At 74.5% G+C, this 16805-nt stretch carries 15 protein-coding genes and 1 rRNA gene; 8 read left to right on the top strand and 8 right to left on the bottom strand.

Annotated features, from left to right (window positions below; genetic code table 11):
* Positions 1–114: 114 nt before the first annotated feature.
* Both AB0H37_RS37115 and AB0H37_RS37110 read right to left on the bottom strand, forming a co-directional pair.
* On the bottom strand, positions 115–1392 hold the full coding sequence (locus AB0H37_RS37115) for an MFS transporter (protein ID WP_329098404.1): 1278 nt from the start codon (positions 1390–1392) through the stop codon (positions 115–117).
* 428 nt (positions 1393–1820) lie between these two features.
* Positions 1821–2291 carry a MarR family transcriptional regulator gene (locus AB0H37_RS37110; protein ID WP_179832457.1) on the bottom strand — a complete coding sequence of 157 codons (471 nt, stop codon included), beginning with the start codon at positions 2289–2291 and terminating at the stop codon, positions 1821–1823.
* Between the two features lie 101 nt (positions 2292–2392).
* On the opposite strand from AB0H37_RS37110, the gene AB0H37_RS37105 reads away from it, so the two are divergent.
* Entirely contained in the window at positions 2393–2965 is a 573-nt protein-coding gene (locus AB0H37_RS37105; protein ID WP_179832456.1) for a TetR-like C-terminal domain-containing protein, read from the top strand.
* Positions 2966–2969: 4 nt separating this feature from the next.
* Positions 2970–3230, top strand: a complete 261-nt coding sequence (locus tag AB0H37_RS37100) for a DUF2530 domain-containing protein (protein WP_360617298.1) — start codon at positions 2970–2972, stop codon at positions 3228–3230.
* Between the two features lie 6 nt (positions 3231–3236).
* On the opposite strand, the gene AB0H37_RS37095 is transcribed toward AB0H37_RS37100, so the two are convergent.
* Together AB0H37_RS37095 and AB0H37_RS37090 are read right to left on the bottom strand one after the other, a co-directional pair.
* Positions 3237–6233 carry a hypothetical protein gene (locus tag AB0H37_RS37095; RefSeq protein ID WP_360617296.1) on the bottom strand — a complete coding sequence of 999 codons (2997 nt, stop codon included), beginning with the start codon at positions 6231–6233 and terminating at the stop codon, positions 3237–3239.
* A 4-nt stretch (positions 6234–6237) separates the two neighbouring features.
* Complete coding sequence (locus AB0H37_RS37090; protein ID WP_360617348.1) at positions 6238–7014, bottom strand: DUF3027 domain-containing protein; 777 nt, start codon at positions 7012–7014, stop codon at positions 6238–6240.
* Between the two features lie 241 nt (positions 7015–7255).
* On the opposite strand from AB0H37_RS37090, the gene AB0H37_RS37085 reads away from it, so the two are divergent.
* Entirely contained in the window at positions 7256–8650 is a 1395-nt protein-coding gene (locus AB0H37_RS37085) for an MFS transporter (RefSeq protein WP_360617295.1), read from the top strand.
* A gap of 20 nt (positions 8651–8670) precedes the next feature.
* Here AB0H37_RS37085 and AB0H37_RS37080 read toward each other — a convergent pair whose 3' ends face one another.
* Both AB0H37_RS37080 and AB0H37_RS37075 read right to left on the bottom strand, forming a co-directional pair.
* Complete coding sequence (locus AB0H37_RS37080; RefSeq protein ID WP_179832451.1) at positions 8671–9066, bottom strand: cold-shock protein; 396 nt, start codon at positions 9064–9066, stop codon at positions 8671–8673.
* A 156-nt stretch (positions 9067–9222) separates the two neighbouring features.
* Positions 9223–9882: an HAD hydrolase-like protein gene (locus AB0H37_RS37075; RefSeq protein ID WP_229810736.1), complete on the bottom strand. Its 660-nt coding sequence runs from the start codon at positions 9880–9882 to the stop codon at positions 9223–9225.
* A 207-nt stretch (positions 9883–10089) separates the two neighbouring features.
* Here AB0H37_RS37075 and AB0H37_RS37070 point away from each other — a divergent pair, with 207 nt between their 5' ends.
* On the top strand, positions 10090–10452 hold the full coding sequence (locus AB0H37_RS37070) for a hypothetical protein (RefSeq protein WP_329095436.1): 363 nt from the start codon (positions 10090–10092) through the stop codon (positions 10450–10452).
* Here AB0H37_RS37070 and AB0H37_RS37065 read toward each other — a convergent pair.
* Positions 10449–10931 carry a GNAT family N-acetyltransferase gene (locus tag AB0H37_RS37065; protein WP_218905396.1) on the bottom strand — a complete coding sequence of 161 codons (483 nt, stop codon included), beginning with the start codon at positions 10929–10931 and terminating at the stop codon, positions 10449–10451. The genes AB0H37_RS37070 and AB0H37_RS37065 overlap by 4 nt on opposite strands.
* A 196-nt stretch (positions 10932–11127) precedes the next feature.
* On the opposite strand from AB0H37_RS37065, the gene AB0H37_RS37060 reads away from it, so the two are divergent.
* From AB0H37_RS37060 to AB0H37_RS37045, 4 genes are all read left to right on the top strand, one after another.
* Positions 11128–11718, top strand: a complete 591-nt coding sequence (locus AB0H37_RS37060; protein ID WP_360617294.1) for a helix-turn-helix domain-containing protein — start codon at positions 11128–11130, stop codon at positions 11716–11718.
* Positions 11719–11812: 94 nt separating this feature from the next.
* Complete coding sequence (locus AB0H37_RS37055; protein ID WP_360617293.1) at positions 11813–14173, top strand: helicase-associated domain-containing protein; 2361 nt, start codon at positions 11813–11815, stop codon at positions 14171–14173.
* Positions 14174–14311: 138 nt separating this feature from the next.
* Positions 14312–14785 carry a hypothetical protein gene (locus AB0H37_RS37050; protein ID WP_360617292.1) on the top strand — a complete coding sequence of 158 codons (474 nt, stop codon included), beginning with the start codon at positions 14312–14314 and terminating at the stop codon, positions 14783–14785.
* Positions 14786–14954: 169 nt separating this feature from the next.
* Entirely contained in the window at positions 14955–16607 is a 1653-nt protein-coding gene (locus AB0H37_RS37045; RefSeq protein WP_179832445.1) for a DNA repair helicase XPB, read from the top strand.
* Positions 16608–16700: 93 nt separating this feature from the next.
* Here AB0H37_RS37045 and rrf read toward each other — a convergent pair.
* Positions 16701–16805: ribosomal RNA gene (gene rrf, locus AB0H37_RS37040) — 5S ribosomal RNA — on the bottom strand; the annotation flags it as partial.

Raw genomic sequence — 16805 nt, 5'->3', positions numbered from 1 at the left:
AACGCTTCCACAGGGCCACCCCGCCAGCCTTTCAGCAGGCGGCGTTCCTTGTCACGCAAATAGGGCCAACCGAATCGGCCCCACCCGGCCGGTCTTATGGGCCGCACGCGACCTTTACCGCTCGGCGACCCGGGCGCGGCGGAACCGGGCCAGGGCGGGACGTGCGGCCGTGCGCTCGTCCGCCGTCCCCCTCTGCTCGTCGGTCCTCCACCGCAGGGCCAGGGCGCCCACGGCGAGGGCGGCGACCACGGAGACCAGCCCGCCGAGGACGAGGGAGGCCCGCGCGCCGAAGTGCTCGGCCAGCCAGCCGACCGCGGGCGCACCCAGCGGGTTTGTTCCAAGGAAGACCAGCATGTAGAGCGCCATGACGCGGCCGCGCATCTCGGGCGCGACACCGAGCTGGACGGACGCGTTCGCCGCCGTCATGATCGTCATCATCGCGATCCCGGTCGGCACCAGTAGCGCCAGGAACGACCAGTACGTCGGCATCAGGCCGGTGAGGACCTCCAGCGCCCCGAACGCCAGGCCCATCGCCACCAGCAGCCGCAGCCGGGGCCGGGCGACCCTGCGGGCGGCCAGCAGGGCGCCGCCGAGCGCGCCCAGCGCCAGCATGCTGGACGCCAGGCCGAACGCGGAGGCGTCGGTGTGGAAGACCTGCTTCGCCACCAGGGCGACCGTGGTGCTGAAGTTCATGCCGAACGTCGCGAGGAAGCCGACGAGGATGAGCACGAGCATCAGGTCGCGGCGCCCGCGCACATAGCGGAGCCCCTCGCGGAGCTGGCCCTTGGCGCGCTTGACGGGGGCGGCCTGGCTCAGTTCGTCCGTCCGCATGGCGTAGATGCCGAACAGGACGGCGCCGAACGACGCGGCGTTCACCAGGAAGACCGGCCCGGTGCCGATCAGCGCGATCAGCACCCCGGCGACGGCCGGGCCGAGCAGCCGTGCACCGTTGAAGGTGGCGCTGTTCAGCGCGATCGCGTTCGGCAGGTCGCGCCTGCCGACCATCTCGACCACGAACGACTGGCGGGTCGGGTTGTCCACGACGGTCGCGACGCCGAGCCCGAACGCCAGCACGTACACGTGCCACACCTGCGCGGTGCCGGAGATCGCGAGGAGGCCGAGGACCAGCGCGAGCAGGCCCATCGACACCTGCGTCAGCATCAGCACGCGGCGTTTGGAGTAGCGGTCGGCGATGATGCCGCCCCACAGGCCGAACAGCAGCATCGGCAGGAACTGCAGGCCGGTCGTGATGCCGAGCGCGGTACCGCTGCCGTGGGCGAGATCGAGGACGAGCCAGTCCTGCGCGATCCGCTGCATCCACGTCCCGGTGTTGGAGACGACCTGGCCCGCGGTGTACAGGCGGAAGTTGTGGTTGCGGAGGGAGCGGAACATGCCGGCGCGGCCCTCGGGCTCCCCGGCGGGCTCCTCGGCGGGGTCGGGCCGTTCCGGGCCCGGGGCCTCAGGGGCGGACGGTGCGGGCGCGGGCTCCGGAACGTCCGCCACGGCCTCGTGGAACGTTCCGGCCTGGTCCGTCACGGTCACGGAGGGGGCGGCGTCCGGGCGCGCGGCGGGGCGGGCGGACGCATGGGGGGCGGGGCGGCGACGGCGGGAGCGGGCAGGACTCGCGATGGCGGCGGCCCGGGCCGGATGTGCGGCCCGCCGCCCGCGGGCGCCGCGCGTCGCGGTCCCCTCGGGTTCGTCGGGGTTTTCGTTAGCAGAAGTCATTACCAAGGCTAACGGTAATCGCCCCACCCGCATTCCGGCAAGTGCGACGAACTTGACCAAGCCAACCGCGGCCCCCGCGAGCCGCGCGAGCGGGGTCAGGAACGGCTGAGTTTGTCGATGACGGGGGCGGCGCGGCGGAGGATCTCCCGCTCCTCGTCGGTCAGTTCGCCGAGGCGCATGGCGAGCCAGGCCTCCTTGCGGCGGCGCTCGTCGGCGAGCAGGGCGGCGCCCTCCTCGGTGGCGTTCAGCACGACCTGGCGCCCGTCGGTCGGGTGCGGGCTGCGCGCGACGAGCCCCCGCTCCTCCAGGTAGGCGATGACGCGGGTCATCGAGGGCGGCTGCACCTTCTCGTGGTCGGCCAGCTCGCGCGGCGTCATCGACCCGTGCCGCTCGATGGCGGCGAGCGCGGCGAACTGCGTGAGCGACAGCGGGCTCGGGCCGCCCTCGCCCGCCGCGGACGGCCGCAGCGTGCGCAGCCGGCGCGACAGCCGCGCGATCGAGATGCGCAGCTCCTCGGCCAGCCCGGGCGCGGACGCCGTACGGCCGCGGATCGGTGGCATTGTCATCGTCTTCGGTCTCCTGTGCTGCCCATGCTGCCACGCCGCCACTTGACACTGTCGCTAACCTCATTAGCCTTGCAGCTAAAGAGACGTAGAGGAGGGTCGCGATGCCCCGTATGGGACTGTCGCCCGACGCGGTCGTGGACGCCGCCGTCGCCGTCGTGGACGCCGAGGGCCCCGGTGCCCTCACCCTGGCGGCGGTGGCGGGAAGGGCCGGGGTCGCGACACCCTCCCTGTACAAGCATGTCCGCAATCTCGCCGAGTTGCGACACCTGGTGACCGCGCGCGTCCTGGAAGAACTCGCCGGACGGCTCGGGGAGGCCGCGCTCGGGCGGTCCGGCGACGACGCCGTCCGGGCGCTGATGTACGCCTACCGGGCGTACGTGGTGGAGCATCCGGGCCGCTACGGGGCGATGGAGCAGACGGCCGCCCCGGAGGGCGGCTCGGTGGGCGACGCCGCGGAGCGGCTGCTGAACATCCTGTACGGGGCCTTGCGCGGCTACGCCCTGGAAGGGCCGGAACTCGTCCACGCGGCGCGCTGCCTGCGCTCGGCCGTCCACGGGTTCGCCGTCCTGGAGGCGGCGGGCGGTTTCGGGCTGCCCGCGGACCTGGAGGCCAGTTATGAGCTGCTCATCACGATGGTCATCGGCGGACTGGCGGGCCGGGGCCGCGTAGCCTGACGGCATGAGCCCTCCGCGCCGCCCGGATCCGCCGCCGATGCAGACCAACGACGTCCGCATCGCGGCCGCCGGGGCGCTCGCCTGGGCGGTGGCGCTCGTCGTGCTGCTGATCGTCGGGCTGCCGGCGGAGGACCGCTGGTGGCTGTGGGTGTGCGGCGCCGGCATCGTGATCGGGCTGTTCGGCGTGTGGTACACCCCGAGGCTCCAGGCCGGGCGGGCCCGGCAGGAGGCCGACCGCGCCGCCAAGCGCGAGGCGTCCCGCTAGGCCCCGCTAGGGCTCCAGGTCGTCCTCGGCGAGCAGGAGGGGCAGGGTCTCGGGGGCGCGCAGGACGGCCTCCAGCAGGAGCCGGTCGCCCCAGTTCCCGGTGGACCAGGCGAGTGCCCGCGCCAGGCCGGCGACGCCGCTCGCGTGGACCCGGCCGTCCCTCGTCCACCACGGGACGTCCTGGCCGTCCACGACGAGGCGCTCATGGGCGAGGTAGTCGGCGGGGGCGTCGGGCAGGACCGCCCTGACGGCCTCGGGGACGGAACGCCCCTCGCCGTCCGACTCCACGAGGCCCGGGATCTCCTCCCCGGCGAGCGGCAGGTCCAGGAGTTCGGCGAGGCGCGCATCGCGGCCCTGCGCCGCGATGACGAGGGGCTGCCCTTCGAGGAGGGGGAGGACGTCCGGGCCGTCGAGGACGAGGGCGTCCGCCGCGTCGGCCACCTCGACGCCGCCGTCCACGACCGCCCGCACACGGTCGGGCGGTTCGACGGCCGCGTCCGGGGCGTCGGCGAGCGCCGTCCAGAGCCCGCCCAGCTGGGCCCGCCCCACCGACCGCCGGGCATCGCCCAGGCGATCGAGCAGTTCCTGCGCGCCCCCGGGCTCGTCGAGCAGTTCCACCAGTGACGTGCGGACGCCCAGGGCGAGCAGGAGGTGCTCGTCCAGGCCCTGCGGCGCGACGTCGTAGAGCCCTGCCAGCGCCTCGTCGCCGCCCAGGCGGAACTCGCCGGGCCTGCGCCCGTCCAGAACGGGACGGCGGCTCAGCCACCACGCCGTGTAGGACGGGACGGCGACACGCCGCCCGTTGTGCAGGGCGGCATGGGCGGGATCCACGATCGCGGACCGCCACGGCGGTGCGGCGAGAACCCTGAGCGCCGCCGCCCAGTCGTCGACGAGTTCGAGGTCGCGGACCGCCGTGAACTCGGGGACGAGCGGCGGGAGGTCCTGCTCGCCGATCCGGCGCAGCACCTCGTCCGCCCACAGGTCCTCGTCGTCGAGGTCGAGGCTCTCGGCCTCGTCGGCGAGGCCCGTGAGGTTGACGTCCTCGGCCTTGGCCAGCGCGAACCCGTCCAGGACGCCGGCGGCCATGAGCGTCTCCGCGCCCCACCGCTCCAGGACCTCGCCGTCCACGACGCCGAACGGCGCGTCATCGGCCATGAGCCCCCGCAGCGGGCTCTGCGGCAGCAGCAGCTCGCCCGCCGGATAGAGCTCGCCGTCGTCGCCGGGCAGGGCCAGCTCGGCCAGCCACGGCTCGTCGCCGGGATCGGCGTGCGCGGCCGCGACCAGCCCCAGCACGGCCTCGGCGACCGCGTCGGGATCATCGGCGTCGAAGGACTCCTCGACGGCCGCCCGCACGGCGGCGTCCGCCAGCACGGCCCGCGGCCCCGCCTCGACCGCGCCGAGTCGCGCCAGGATCGGGTGCACGGCCTCCGGGTGGACGAAGCGCAGCCCCAGCGCGTCCAGGCCCGCGGGATCGACGCCGTCCGCGATCAGCAACCCGCGCGGCCCACGCACCACGCGCCCCGTCGCACCCGCCAGCGGCACCGGGAGAGCCCCCAGCGCCTCCGTGGAGGCCCCGGCGAGCGCCTCGTACACCCGGTGCCACCACGCCGGTTCCCGGTCCACAGCGGCCAGCTCGTCGATCACGTCGGCCAGTTCGACCCGGCGCACGCCGAGCGCCGCCAGCGCCGGGCTCCGCGCGGGCCACTCCGGCGGCAGCAGGCCGCCGACGACGACGTCCGTGTCCCCCTCGATGTCCTTCTCGACGTCACCCCTGGCGTCTCGGCCGCCGAGCACCTCGACGAACGCGGCGGGCGCGTCCACGGCGACCGCGTCGCGCCCCCGCGTCCGGTGGGGCAGGACGGGCGCCTCCGGGAGCCGTTCCCGGATCCCCCGCCGGATCCGCGCGTCCAGCTCGGCGGCGGCGATCGGCCCCGGCACGAGCTCCAGCACCCTCGGGGAGACGGGCAGCTCGCCCAGCAGCCGCACATAGGCGCCGGCGGCCCGGTCGACGAGGAAATCGGTCAGCGCGCCGGGCGCGACGTGCCGCCGGTCGGGCGCGAGCGGGAACGACGCTATGAGCAACGCGGGCAGGTCGAGGCGCTCATCGCTCGGCGTCGGCGCGTGCAGCACGCCGGGCGTGCCCTCGGGCAGCCCGTCCTCGGGCAGGGCCCACCGCACCTGCCAGAACGGCCGCCCCCGCTCCTCCACGGGACGGTCCCGCAGGAGCGCCGCGGGGATCTCCCCGTGCTCCTCGACCGTCCGCCACAGGCCGCCGTCGATGGCCACCTCGCCCGGGGCGCGCCGTTCGGCGGTCAGCGTCCGGACGTCCCCGTCGACGTCGACCTCGACATGCTCAAGCGCGGGCAGCGCCAGCAGGAGCGCCGCCCCCACCTGCCGGAGCTGCCTCCGGACCGGCTCGACCGCGTCGTCCCGCAGCGGCAGCCGCACGACGGTGTCGAAGCCCGCCGGGACCTCGGGGGCCCGCTCCAGGGCGAACGGCAGGCGCAGCAGCGGCACGTGCCCGCCGCGCCGCCCCAGCTCCTCGGCCAGGCCCGCGATCCCCCCGACCAGTTCCCTGGCCCGCGGCAGCGACCACTCGACGCCCGCCGTCCCGGACGCGATGGCCGGGGTGTCGGTCACGGCGACGACGGCGGCGAAGCCCACGCCGAAGCGGCCGGCGGTGGCCGGCTCGTCGCGCTTGGCCGAGGCGCGGAGCGTCGAGAGGGCCTCCACGCCGGCGGCGTCCAGCGGCGCGCCCGTGTTCGCCGCGATCAGCAGCGGTTCCCCGCCGGTGCGCAGCGTCAGCCTGAGGCGGCCGGGCACGGCGGCGCGCCGGGCGGCGTCGGCGGCGTTCTGCGCCAGCTCGATGACGACGCGGTCGCGGTAGCCGCCGAGCGCGTGGTCCTCCTCGGCGTTGGCGTCCTCGCGGAAGCGCGCCGGGGACTCGGCCCAGGCGCGCAGGACCCGCTCACGCAGCGTCCGAGCGCCGAACTCGTCCTCCATGGGATCAGCTGTGGCCGAGCGCCTCGTCGTCGAGGGCGGCGGCGTCCTCGTCACCGCCGGTGGGGACGACCTCGTAGCCGAGCTCGTCGATGACCGGCGGGTTGTGCTCGGACACCGCCGGGAGGGAGACGGCCTCGGAGTGCGCGCCGCAGCCGTGGTCGGCGGAGACGACGCGGCCGTCGTCGGGCGCGTACTCGTTGGCGCAGACGCCGAAGACCTGCCGCAGCGCACCCGCCAGCACCACGTAGAAGCCGCAGGTGGAGCACTGGGCGGGGGCGGACGCGGCGATCGGGGCGCGGGGCCCGGCGACGCCGTCGTACCAGCGGGCGGCGGCCTCGTCGCGGCCCTCCCGCGACAGCACCCGGACGCGGCCGAGGCCGAGCTCCCACTGGGTCTCGTGGTCGGTCGACTCGTCCACCTGCGTGAAGCCGGGCGCGAGCCGCACGTCGTCGGGCGCGGTCGGCAGCAGGTCGCCGGGGCCGAGGTCGCCCGGGCGCAGCCGCTCCAGCCACGGCACCCATGGCGGCGCCAGGAGCGCGTCGTCGCCGGGGAGCAGGACGCACTCGCTGACCGTGACGTTCTTGGCGCGCGACGCGCGGGTCACCGTCACGGCCCAACGCCAGCCCGTGTAGGCGGGGTCGAGGCACACGAAGTAGTGCGTGACCACTCGGTCGGCCTCGGCGCGCAGGCCGAGGTGCTCGCCGACCTGGGCCGGGCCGGCGGTGTCCTCGGCGGCCTCGCGGGCGAGGTCGACCGCCTCGGCGCAGGCGGAGTCGACGATGGGCGTGCGGGACCGGCGGGCGGCCCCGGACGTGGTGCGCGCGGCGGCGGAGTGCGCGGGGCTGGACTGGCGCTGTGGGCTCACATGTCAATTCTCGCCCATGCGGGCACGTGACCCGCACAAGGCGGGCGTCGTCCGCGAGGTGATCCCGCATTCCAGCGGGGAACGTACTCTCAGTCGAGGACTCCGATGGCCGCCCCCGGCCCCGAGCCGGGACGACCGCGAGGAGAGATCAGGGCGCATGGCAGACCGGACACGGGCGGGTCGGTCCGCACGTGCCGTCACCGGGGGTGCGGCACGGGCGTGCCGCGCAGCGCGCTCGGCCGCGCTCGGGACGGGACGGCTCACCCGCCGCGTCACCCACGCGCAGGGCGCCGGCCGCAGCGGACTCGGCAGCCTGATCGAGGCGTGCGCGTTCAACTCCGCCGGGGACGCGCTGGTCACGGTCGCGCTCGCGGGGACCCTGTTCTTCGGCCTGGACGTCGACCAGGCGCGCAGCCAGGTCGCCCTCTACCTCGTCGTCACGATGGCGCCGTTCGCGCTGGTCGCACCGCTGATCGGCCCGGCGCTGGACCGGGCCCGGCACGTCCGCCGCTACGCGATCGCGAGCACGTTCGTGATGCGGGCGCTGCTGTGCTGGGCGCTGGCGAGCGCGCTCCCGCACGGCGACCAGGTCACCTTCCTGCCGGCCGCGTTCGGCGTGCTGGTGATCTCCAAGGCCTTCGGGGTGCTGCGCGCCGCGGTCACCCCGCGCGTCCTGCCGGAGGAGATCCCGCTGGTGACGGCGAACGCGCGCTGCTCGTTCGCCGGGCTCATCGCCGCGTCGATCACCGCGCCCGCCGGGGCCGGCCTCGCCGTGCTGATCGGGCCGGGCTGGGCGCTGCGGATCGGCACGGTCCTGTTCCTGCTGGGCGCCGTGTTCACCATGCGGCTGCCCCGCCACGTGGACGTCCCCGAAGCCGAACCGGCGGCGGAGAAGGCCGCCCCGCGCCGCGCGTGGCGGGCGCTGCCGCGCGTCGGCCCGGTCGTCGCCGAGGCGATGCAGGCGAACGCGGTGCTCCGCGCGTTCTCCGGCTTCCTGATCATCTACCTGGCGTTCCTGCTGCGCCAGGAGCGGTTCGACCCGGTGTCGCACCATGTCGCCCTCGGCCTGCTGGCGGCGTGCGCGGGCGCGGGCGGACTGATCGGCACCGCGCTCGGCGCCTGGATGAAGGCGCGGGCGCCGCGGTTCATCGTGTCGGCGACGCTGGCGTGCGTCACCGGCGTCACCGCGGCGGGCGCCGCGTTCTTCGGGCTGTGGGCCGCCCTCGCCGTGGCGACCGCGGCCGGGCTCGGGCAGGTGCTCGGCAAGCTGTCCATGGACGCGGTCGTGCAGCGCGAGATCGGCGAGGAGGTGAGCTCGTCCACGTTCGCGGTGTCGGAGACCCTGCACCAGCTCAGCTGGGTCCTCGGCGGGCTGCTCGGCCTCGGCATGTCGATCGTCGCGGACGGACGGCTCGCGCTCGCGATCGTCGCGGCGGCGCTGGCCCTGGCGTCCGGGCTGCTGGTGATGCGGCAGGCCGGAGCCCGGCGTCAGGCCGGCAGGCCCGGCCGCACCGGCCCGCTCAAGGACGCGCACCACGAGATGCGCGCCTGAACTCCGGCGCCCGAGGGGCGTCAGGGCGCCAGGTCGTCGGCGACCGCGCGCAGCACTATGGCGATCTTCTTGGCGTCGGCGGGCGCCGGGTGCTTGCCCCGCCGGTAGGTGTTGGAGATCCCGTCCAGCAGCTTGATCAGGTCCTCGGTGATGACGACCATCTCGTCGGGCTTCTTGCGCCGCTGCTTGGCGATGGTCTTCTCCACCGACGGCAGCGTCTCCAGCACCCGCACCTGCAGGGCCTGCTGACCGCGCCGCCCCTCGACCACGCCGAACTCGATGCGCTGGCCCGGCTTGAGGGTCGTGACCCCGCCCGGCAGCGCCGACGAGTGCACGAAGACCTCACCGCCGTCGTCGCGGGTGAGGAAGCCGAACCCCTTGTCGGAGTCGTACCACTTGACCTTGCCAGTCGGCACCGGAGACCTCGTTCGGTAATCGTCCTGAATCGACCCCAAGATTAGTCCCTCGCCGCGGGCCGGTGAACATGCCGGGGGCCCCGCGACGCCTGTGGGGCAACGGGATCGACGCTATCCCGGGCACCCCGGAAGGGCATCCGATTATCGCCGCCCAGCTCAGCCCTGCGGGGCGGCTCCGCCCGCCCCGAAACCGCCGAGCCAGCCGGGGAACGCCAGCAGGTCCGGAAGCACGACGTCCGCGCCGTAGGCGGTGAGGGCCGCCGAGTCGAACGCGCCGGTCGCGACGGCCACCGCCACCGCCGAGGCGGCCCGGGCGGCGTCCACGTCGCCGGTGTGGTCGCCGATGTAGGCGCCGGCGCCGTGCTCGCGCAGGACGGCGCCCTTGTCGGCGCCGAACAGGCCGCCCACGACCGCGTCCGCCGCCAGCCCGAGGAACCGGACGGTCCGCTCGGTGTCGGCCTGGTTCTTGCCCGACACGACGACCACCCGCCCGCCGCGGGCCCGCACCGCCTCCAGCGCGGCGGCCGCCCCCGGCATGAGGACGGTCGCCGGGACCGCGACGTCGGCGTAGATCGCCCGGTAGCGCGCCGCCATCGCCGGCACCCGCTCCGGCGGGAACCAGTACGCCAGCTCCTCCTCCAGCGGGGGTCCGATGCGCCGCACCACCTGCCCGGTGTCGATCGGCACGCCCGTCTCCGCCGCCAGGGCCGCGTAGACGGCACTGATCCCGGCGCGGGTGTCGGCGAGGGTCAGATCGAGGTCGAAACCGATGGCGAGGCCGTCGCGGGACGGCGCGGAGGAGGCGAGATCGAACACGTCCACAGGGTAAGGGGGCTGGACACACGCAAGGACCCGCGCTCTCCTGGTAGTGGCGATGCGACGGGATCCGAGTAGGAGAGCGCGGGACCGTGCTCCGGATATACCCGGGCCCTCGCCCACAAACCACCTGACCAGGGAAAACGCAGCACACGAACCCCCCATCCCCGCCCCAAGGACGATCCGACCCGGTGAAGGAGGCCGCACATGGCAGGGACCCAGACCGAGCCGGGCGGTGACCACCGCGCCCCGCGCGCCCGCCGGATCCCCACCGCCGCCGCGGCCCGCCGCCGCGCCGTCGGCCTGCTGGCGGCGGCGGTCTCCATCGCCACCACGCTCGTGGTGACGGTCCTGGCCGTGCACATCGTCTTCGTCGCGTTCGAGGCCAACACGGCCAACGACCTCGTCCGCTGGTTCGGGGACCGGGCCACCGACCTGTGCTGGCAGTTCAAGGACGTCTTCCAGCCGGAGAACCCCAAGGTGGAGGTCGCCGTCAACTACGGTCTGGCCGCCCTCGTCTACCTGGTGGTCGGCCGCGTCCTCGTCGGTCTCGTCCGCCGCCTGGGCTAGTCGCGGCCGGGGAAGCGGACCTTGTCGAAGGGCCACGCCGTGCCGACCCATTCGCGGACGAACCCCTCCAGCTCCTTCTCCAGGACGGAGTTCTCCTCGTCCGCGCGCACCCAGAACACCACCACCGCGTCCGAGCCGGGACGGTCCGACGGGGCGACGTGGATGCGGCCGAGCTGCCGCTCCCCGTCCGGGGTGATCACGACGTAGCTGAACGAGCGCCGCAACTGACCCTGCTTCTGCAGCCACGCGACGTCGATCAGGGCCTGCTCGAAGGTGAACTCGCGGTCGGGCCAGCCCCACTCGGGCCCGAACCGGCCGGCCAGCCGGTCCAGGCTGCCGATGACGGCGCCGTAGTCCTTGACCACGTCGTGCACGGTGATCGGACGGATCTGGAAGTCGGGCCCGGCCACCAGCGTGGGCACCACGAAGTCCTCGGGCAGGAAGGCCCCGTCGGCCGCCTTCCGCGGAGACTTGAACATCGCCGACCTTTCCGACGACGCCCCTTCCGGCGACGGGGCGCGGACGAAGGAACTCTAGTCGCCGGCCGGCCCGCCGCGAGCGGCATCAAGGATTCGGGCGCGCCGCGCGTGACGCGGGGGGCCGGCCGCATGAACATGCCTTACTGTTCTTGCGGAGGAATTCATCACCATGACGACATCTACGCGCGATCGCATCGTGACCGAGTCGCTCCGGCTGTTCGCCGACCGGGGCTACGCGGCGACGTCGGTCGCCGAGATCGAGGCGGCGGCCGGCCTGTCCCCGGGCGCGGGCGGTCTCTACCGGCACTTCCGGTCCAAGGAGGAGGTGCTCTCCTCGGCCATCCGCGAGCACATCGAGCGGACCCGCCGGCAGATCAGCGACGTCCTCACGCAGTCCACCGCCTTCGAGGAGCGCCCGCTCGAAACCCGGCTGCGCATGACGTGCCAGGCCGGACTGGCCAAGATGCGCGAGGAGCAGGACCTCATCCGGGTCCTGTTCCGCGACCTCGACCAGTTCCCGAACCTGGTGGCGGAGATGCGCGAGGGCATCGTCAACCCGCTGTACGACGGGATCGCCACCTGGCTCGCGACGCAGCCCGAGTTCGAGGGCTCCGACGAGGACTGGCCGGCGGTCGCGTCGATCCTCGGCGGCGCCGTGGTGAACTACTGGCTCGCGAACGAGGCGATGTACGAGCCGCCCACGCGCATCGACGAGAAGCGGTTCGTGGAGAGCTGGGCGCGCCTCGGCCTCGGGCTGGTGCACCTGGAGCGCACGCCGGCCACCTGATCGCGGCACACCGGAGTTCCCCACCTCGCGCGGGCCTCTAACCTGGAGGCCCGCGTGCCTGCGGCATGCACGCGACATAAAGTTGGGGAACGGCATGGAAACGTATGCGGACTGGTTGCGCGCGCGCGGCGACGACGAACTGCGCGCGCTGCTGTCCGCGCGTCCCGAGCTGCTCGCCCCCGTCCCCGCCGACCTGACCGCGCTCGCCGCCCGCGCCGCCACGCCCGCCGCCGTGTCCCGCGCGCTCGACCGGCTCGACCGCTTCACCCTCGCCGTCCTGGAGGCCCTGCTCGTCCTGCCCGCCCCGGCCGGGCCGGACGCGCTCGCCGCCGCCCTCGACGCCGCCCCCGAGCAGGTCGAGGGCGCGCTCGCCACCCTCCGCCGGTTCGGGCTGGCCTGGGGGAACGACGCCCCGGCCACGGCGCCCGGCGTCCGGCAGAGCCTGCCGCACCCCGCCGGGCTCGGGCCGCCCGCCCGGGAGGTCTTCGCGGGCTACCCCGCCGAGCGGCTCACCGACCTGGTCACCGACCTGGACGGCGAGGCGCCGCGCGGCTTCGCCGACTCCGGCCGCCTCCTCGCCCGGCTCACCGAGCTGCTGGGCGACCCCGCCGCCCTGGTCGAGGACGCCGGGCCCGAGGCGCGTGCCGCCCTCGACCAGCTCGCGTGGGGCCCGCCGGTCGGGCGCGTCGCCGACGCGCGCCGTCCCGTCCGGCTCGCCACCGCGACCACCCCGATCGAGCGGCTCCTCGCGCGCGGCCTCCTCGTCGCCGAGGACGACCGCACGGTCACCCTGCCCCGCGAGGTCGCCCTGCACCTGCGCGGCGGGCGGCTGTTCCGGGACGTCCCCGCCGAGCCGCCCACGCTCGCCTCCGCGGCCGCACCGCGCCGCGAGGACGTGGTCGTGCGCGCCGCCGCGGGCGAGGCCGCGGGCGCCGTCCGGTTGATCGAGGAGCTGCTGGAGCGCTGGGGCCTGGAACCGCCGCCCGTCCTGCGCAGCGGCGGCCTCGCCGTCCGCGACCTGCGCGCCGCCGCGACGCTCCTGGACGTCCCGGAGTGGAAGGCCGCCCTGCTCGTCGAGGTCGCCTACGCGGCGGGCCTGCTGACCCGCAGCGGCGACCTCGACGGCGAATGGCTGCCCACCCCCGCCTACGACCTGTGGCTGATGCGCGACACCGCCGGGCGCTGGACGGAGCTGGCCCGCGGCTGGCTGAAGTCCGACCGCGCCGCCGGGCTCGCCGGGGACCGCGACGACCGCGACCGGCTCATCAACGCCCTCAGCGAGGCGATGGTGCGCAGCAGCGCGCCGTCCACCCGCCGCGCCGCCCTGGACGTCCTCGCCGGCGCGGGCCGCGGCGTCGTCGTCGGCGAGGACGCGCTCCTCGCCCGGCTGGCGTGGCTGCGGCCCCGCCACGGCGGACCGGCCCGCGACCGCCTCGTCGGCTGGACGCTCCGCGAGGCCGCCGCCCTCGGCCTCACCGGGTTCGGGGAGCTGGCCCCGTTCGGCCGCGACCTGCTCGCCGGCGACGACCCCGAGCCCGCGCTGGAGAAGTACCTCCCGGAGCCCGTCGACGAGATCCTCGTCCAGGCCGACCTGACCGCCGTCGCACCCGGCCCGCTGGTCACCGAACTCGCCCGGGAGCTGGCGCTCGCCGCCGACGTCGAGTCCACCGGCGGCGCCACCGTGTACCGCTTCACCCCCGAGTCCATCCGCCGGGCCCTGGACGCGGGGCGGACCGCCGCCGACGTCACCGACCTGCTCACCCGGCACTCGGCGACCCCGCTCCCGCAGCCGCTCGTCTACCTGATCGACGACGTCGGCCGCCGGCACGGCCACCTGCGCGTCGGCGCCCTGTCGTCCTACGTCCGCACCGACGCGCCCGCCACCCTCGACGAGATCCTCGCCGACCGGCGCGCCGCGCCGCTGCGCCTGCACCGCCTCGCCCCGACCGTCCTGGCGTCCGGGGTGCAGCGCGCCGACCTGCTCGACGGCCTGCGCGCCATGGGCCTCGCCCCGGTCGCCGAGGCGCCCGGCGGCGGCGTGATCGTGACCCGGCCGGACGCGCAGCGCGCCGATCCGCCGCCCACCGCCGAGATCGTCCGGCTCCGCCCCGACGACCGCACCGACGCCTCGATGATCTCCGCGGCCGTGCGGGCGCTGCGCGCCGGGGACGAGGCGTCCCTGCACGGCGCCGAGCACGCCCGGCAGGCCCCGTCCGGCGACCCGCCCCGCTCCCCCGCGATGGCCACCGTCGAGCGGCTCCGCGGCGCCGTCGAGCGCGGCGGCCGCGTCTGGATCGGCTACCTCGACCAGCAGGGCCAGGCGTCCAGCCGCATCGTCGAACCCGTCCGCGTCGAGGGCGGATTCCTCACCGGCTACGACGCGACCCGCGCCGCCGTGCACCGCTTCGCGCTGCACCGCATCACCGGCGTCTCCGAACTCGACGACGCCCCCTGAGGCCGCCCCGGCGAACCCCGCTGCTGTCCGGAACAGGACGCTGAGACCGGCGGGAACCGAAGAACCTCCCATACGGTCCAATCAAGGGCCCATCGGACGGGATAGCGTGTCCGGGCGAATGGTGTGAGGAGGCTCCCGATGAGCGGGTACGGAGGGCGTCCGCCGTCGGGCTGGGACGACCCCTACGGCGGCGACCAGAACTGGGACACGGGCGGCGCCTATGGGCAGCCGTACGGGCAGGGATACGGCTACACCCAGCCCGGCTACGGCCAGCCCGGCTACGGCCAGCCCGGCTACGGCCAGCCCGGCTACGGGTACGGGCCTCCGGGCGTCCCCTACCAGGCCGCGAGCAACGGCTCCACCATCGCCGCGCTCGTCTGCAACGCCGTCGCGATCCTGCTGTGCTGCAACATCGTGGCGATCCCCGGCGTGATCACCGCGGCGATCGCCCTCGGCCGCACCCAGACCGACCCGCCGTCCGCCCGGAGACTGACGATCTGGAGCTGGTCGCTGTTCGCCGCGTCCGTCCTCATCGGCATCGTCATCCTGATCATCTACATCGCGTTCGGCGTCATGTCCGAGCCGGACTACAGCTCCTCCGATGGCATCTGACCGGCGCGCCGGCGCCGCCCGCGCGCAATAAACCCGGCGGTCGGGGCGTTGAAGACCGCAGTCCTCTCCGGAACGCGCGAAGCGCCGTCGCCGCTCGGGTAGCGTGCGGCAGCGATGCCACTGTCCGGACGAGGCATCGATCTTCCGAAACCCGACGGGGGCTTCTGCTTTGACCGACGGTCCGCTCATCGTCCAGTCCGACAAGACGCTGCTGCTGGAGGTCGACCACGACCTCGCCGACGCCTGCCGCAAGGACATCGCCCCGTTCGCCGAGCTCGAACGGGCGCCCGAGCACATCCACACCTACCGGGTGACGCCGCTCGCCCTGTGGAACGCGCGCGCCGCCGGCCACGACGCCGAGCAGGTCGTCGACACCCTGATCCGGTTCTCCCGGTACCCCGTCCCGCACGCCCTGCTCGTGGACGTCGCCGACACGATGGCCCGGTACGGGCGCCTGCGGCTGGAGAAGGACCCCGTGCACGGGCTCATCCTGTCGTCCTCCGACCGGTCGGTCCTGGAGGAGGTGCTGCGCGCCAAGAAGATCAAGGGCATGATCGGCGACCGGGTCGGCGACGACGCCGTCGCCGTCCACCCGAGCGAGCGCGGCGCCCTCAAGCAGGCCCTGCTCAAACTCGGCTGGCCCGCCGAGGACCTCGCCGGCTACGTGGACGGCGAGGCCCACGCCATCTCCCTCGCCGAGGACGGCTGGGAGCTGCGCTCCTACCAGAGCGAGGCCGCCTCGGCGTTCTGGCACGGCGGCTCCGGCGTCGTCGTGCTGCCCTGCGGCTCCGGCAAGACCATCGTCGGCGCCGCCGCCATGGCCCGCGCCCAGGCGACCACGCTGATCCTCGTCACCAACACCGTCTCCGCGCACCAGTGGAAGCAGGAGCTGCTGCGCCGCACGACCCTCACCGAGGACGAGATCGGCGAGTACAGCGGCACCAAGAAGGAGATCCGGCCGGTCACCATCGCCACCTACCAGATCATGACGACGCGCCGGAAGGGCGCCTACGCGCACCTGGAGCTCTTCGACGCCCGCGACTGGGGCCTGGTCGTCTACGACGAGGTCCACCTGCTGCCCGCGCCGATCTTCCGGATGACCGCCGACCTGCAGGCCCGCCGGCGCCTCGGCCTCACCGCGACCCTCGTCCGGGAGGACGGCCGCGAGGGGGACGTGTTCTCCCTCATCGGCCCCAAGCGGTACGACGCGCCGTGGAAGGACATGGAGGCGCAGGGCTGGATCGCGCCCGCCGACTGCGTCGAGGTGCGCGTCACCCTCACCGACTCCGAGCGCCTCGCCTACGCGACCGCCGAGCCCGAGGAGCGGTACCGCTTCTGCGCCACGACCGACACCAAGACCAAGCTCATCCAGGCGCTCGTCGACCGGCACCGCGGCGAGCAGACCCTCGTCATCGGGCAGTACATCGACCAGCTGGACGAGCTCGGCGTGCTCCTGGACGCTCCGGTCATCAAGGGCGAGACCCGCATCCGCGAGCGGGAGCGGCTGTTCGAGGCGTTCCGCCAGGGGGAGATCGACGTCCTGGTGGTCTCCAAGGTGGCGAACTTCTCCATCGACCTGCCCGAGGCGTCCGTCGCCGTCCAGGTCTCGGGCGCCTACGGGTCCCGGCAGGAGGAGGCGCAGCGGCTGGGTCGCCTGCTGCGGCCCAAGGCGTCCGGTGCGGGAGCGCGCTTCTACGCCGTCGTGGCCCGCGACACCCTGGACCAGGATTACGCCGCCCACCGGCAGCGTTTTCTGGCGGAACAGGGCTACGCCTACCGGATCGTCGACGCCGACACGGTCCTCGCCGGCGACGAGTTCTGAGTCACTCCGTCCGGACGGTGCCGAGCGTCGGCGCCGAGACCTCGGAAATGAGAAAGGCCCCGCCGGTAACGGCGGGGCCTTTCTGCAATATATGTCCGGCGGTGTCCTACTCTCCCACACGGTCTCCCATGCAGTACCATCGGCGCTGAAGGGCTTAACTTCCGGGTTCGGGATGGGACCGGGTGTTTCCCCCTCGCC

The organism is Actinomadura sp. NPDC023710, from assembly GCF_040639875.1.
Taxonomy (GTDB): Bacteria; Actinomycetota; Actinomycetes; order Streptosporangiales; family Streptosporangiaceae; genus Spirillospora; species Spirillospora citrea.
Note: the sequence above shows the minus strand (reverse complement) of the source record. Positions and strands in the feature narration are given on the sequence as shown.

Excerpts from the sequence above, each read along its gene's own strand:
- AB0H37_RS37115 (WP_329098404.1), bottom strand. The coding sequence starts at position 1,392 with ATGTTCCGCTCCCTCCGCAACCACAACTTCCGCCTGTACACCGCGGGC.
- AB0H37_RS37110 (WP_179832457.1), bottom strand. The coding sequence starts at position 2,291 with ATGACAATGCCACCGATCCGCGGCCGTACGGCGTCCGCGCCCGGGCTG.
- AB0H37_RS37105 (WP_179832456.1), top strand. The coding sequence starts at position 2,393 with ATGCCCCGTATGGGACTGTCGCCCGACGCGGTCGTGGACGCCGCCGTC.
- AB0H37_RS37100 (WP_360617298.1), top strand. The coding sequence starts at position 2,970 with ATGAGCCCTCCGCGCCGCCCGGATCCGCCGCCGATGCAGACCAACGAC.
- AB0H37_RS37095 (WP_360617296.1), bottom strand. The coding sequence starts at position 6,233 with ATGGAGGACGAGTTCGGCGCTCGGACGCTGCGTGAGCGGGTCCTGCGC.
- AB0H37_RS37085 (WP_360617295.1), top strand. The coding sequence starts at position 7,256 with ATGGCAGACCGGACACGGGCGGGTCGGTCCGCACGTGCCGTCACCGGG.
- AB0H37_RS37070 (WP_329095436.1), top strand. The coding sequence starts at position 10,090 with ATGGCAGGGACCCAGACCGAGCCGGGCGGTGACCACCGCGCCCCGCGC.
- AB0H37_RS37065 (WP_218905396.1), bottom strand. The coding sequence starts at position 10,931 with ATGTTCAAGTCTCCGCGGAAGGCGGCCGACGGGGCCTTCCTGCCCGAG.
- AB0H37_RS37055 (WP_360617293.1), top strand. The coding sequence starts at position 11,813 with ATGGAAACGTATGCGGACTGGTTGCGCGCGCGCGGCGACGACGAACTG.
- AB0H37_RS37050 (WP_360617292.1), top strand. The coding sequence starts at position 14,312 with ATGAGCGGGTACGGAGGGCGTCCGCCGTCGGGCTGGGACGACCCCTAC.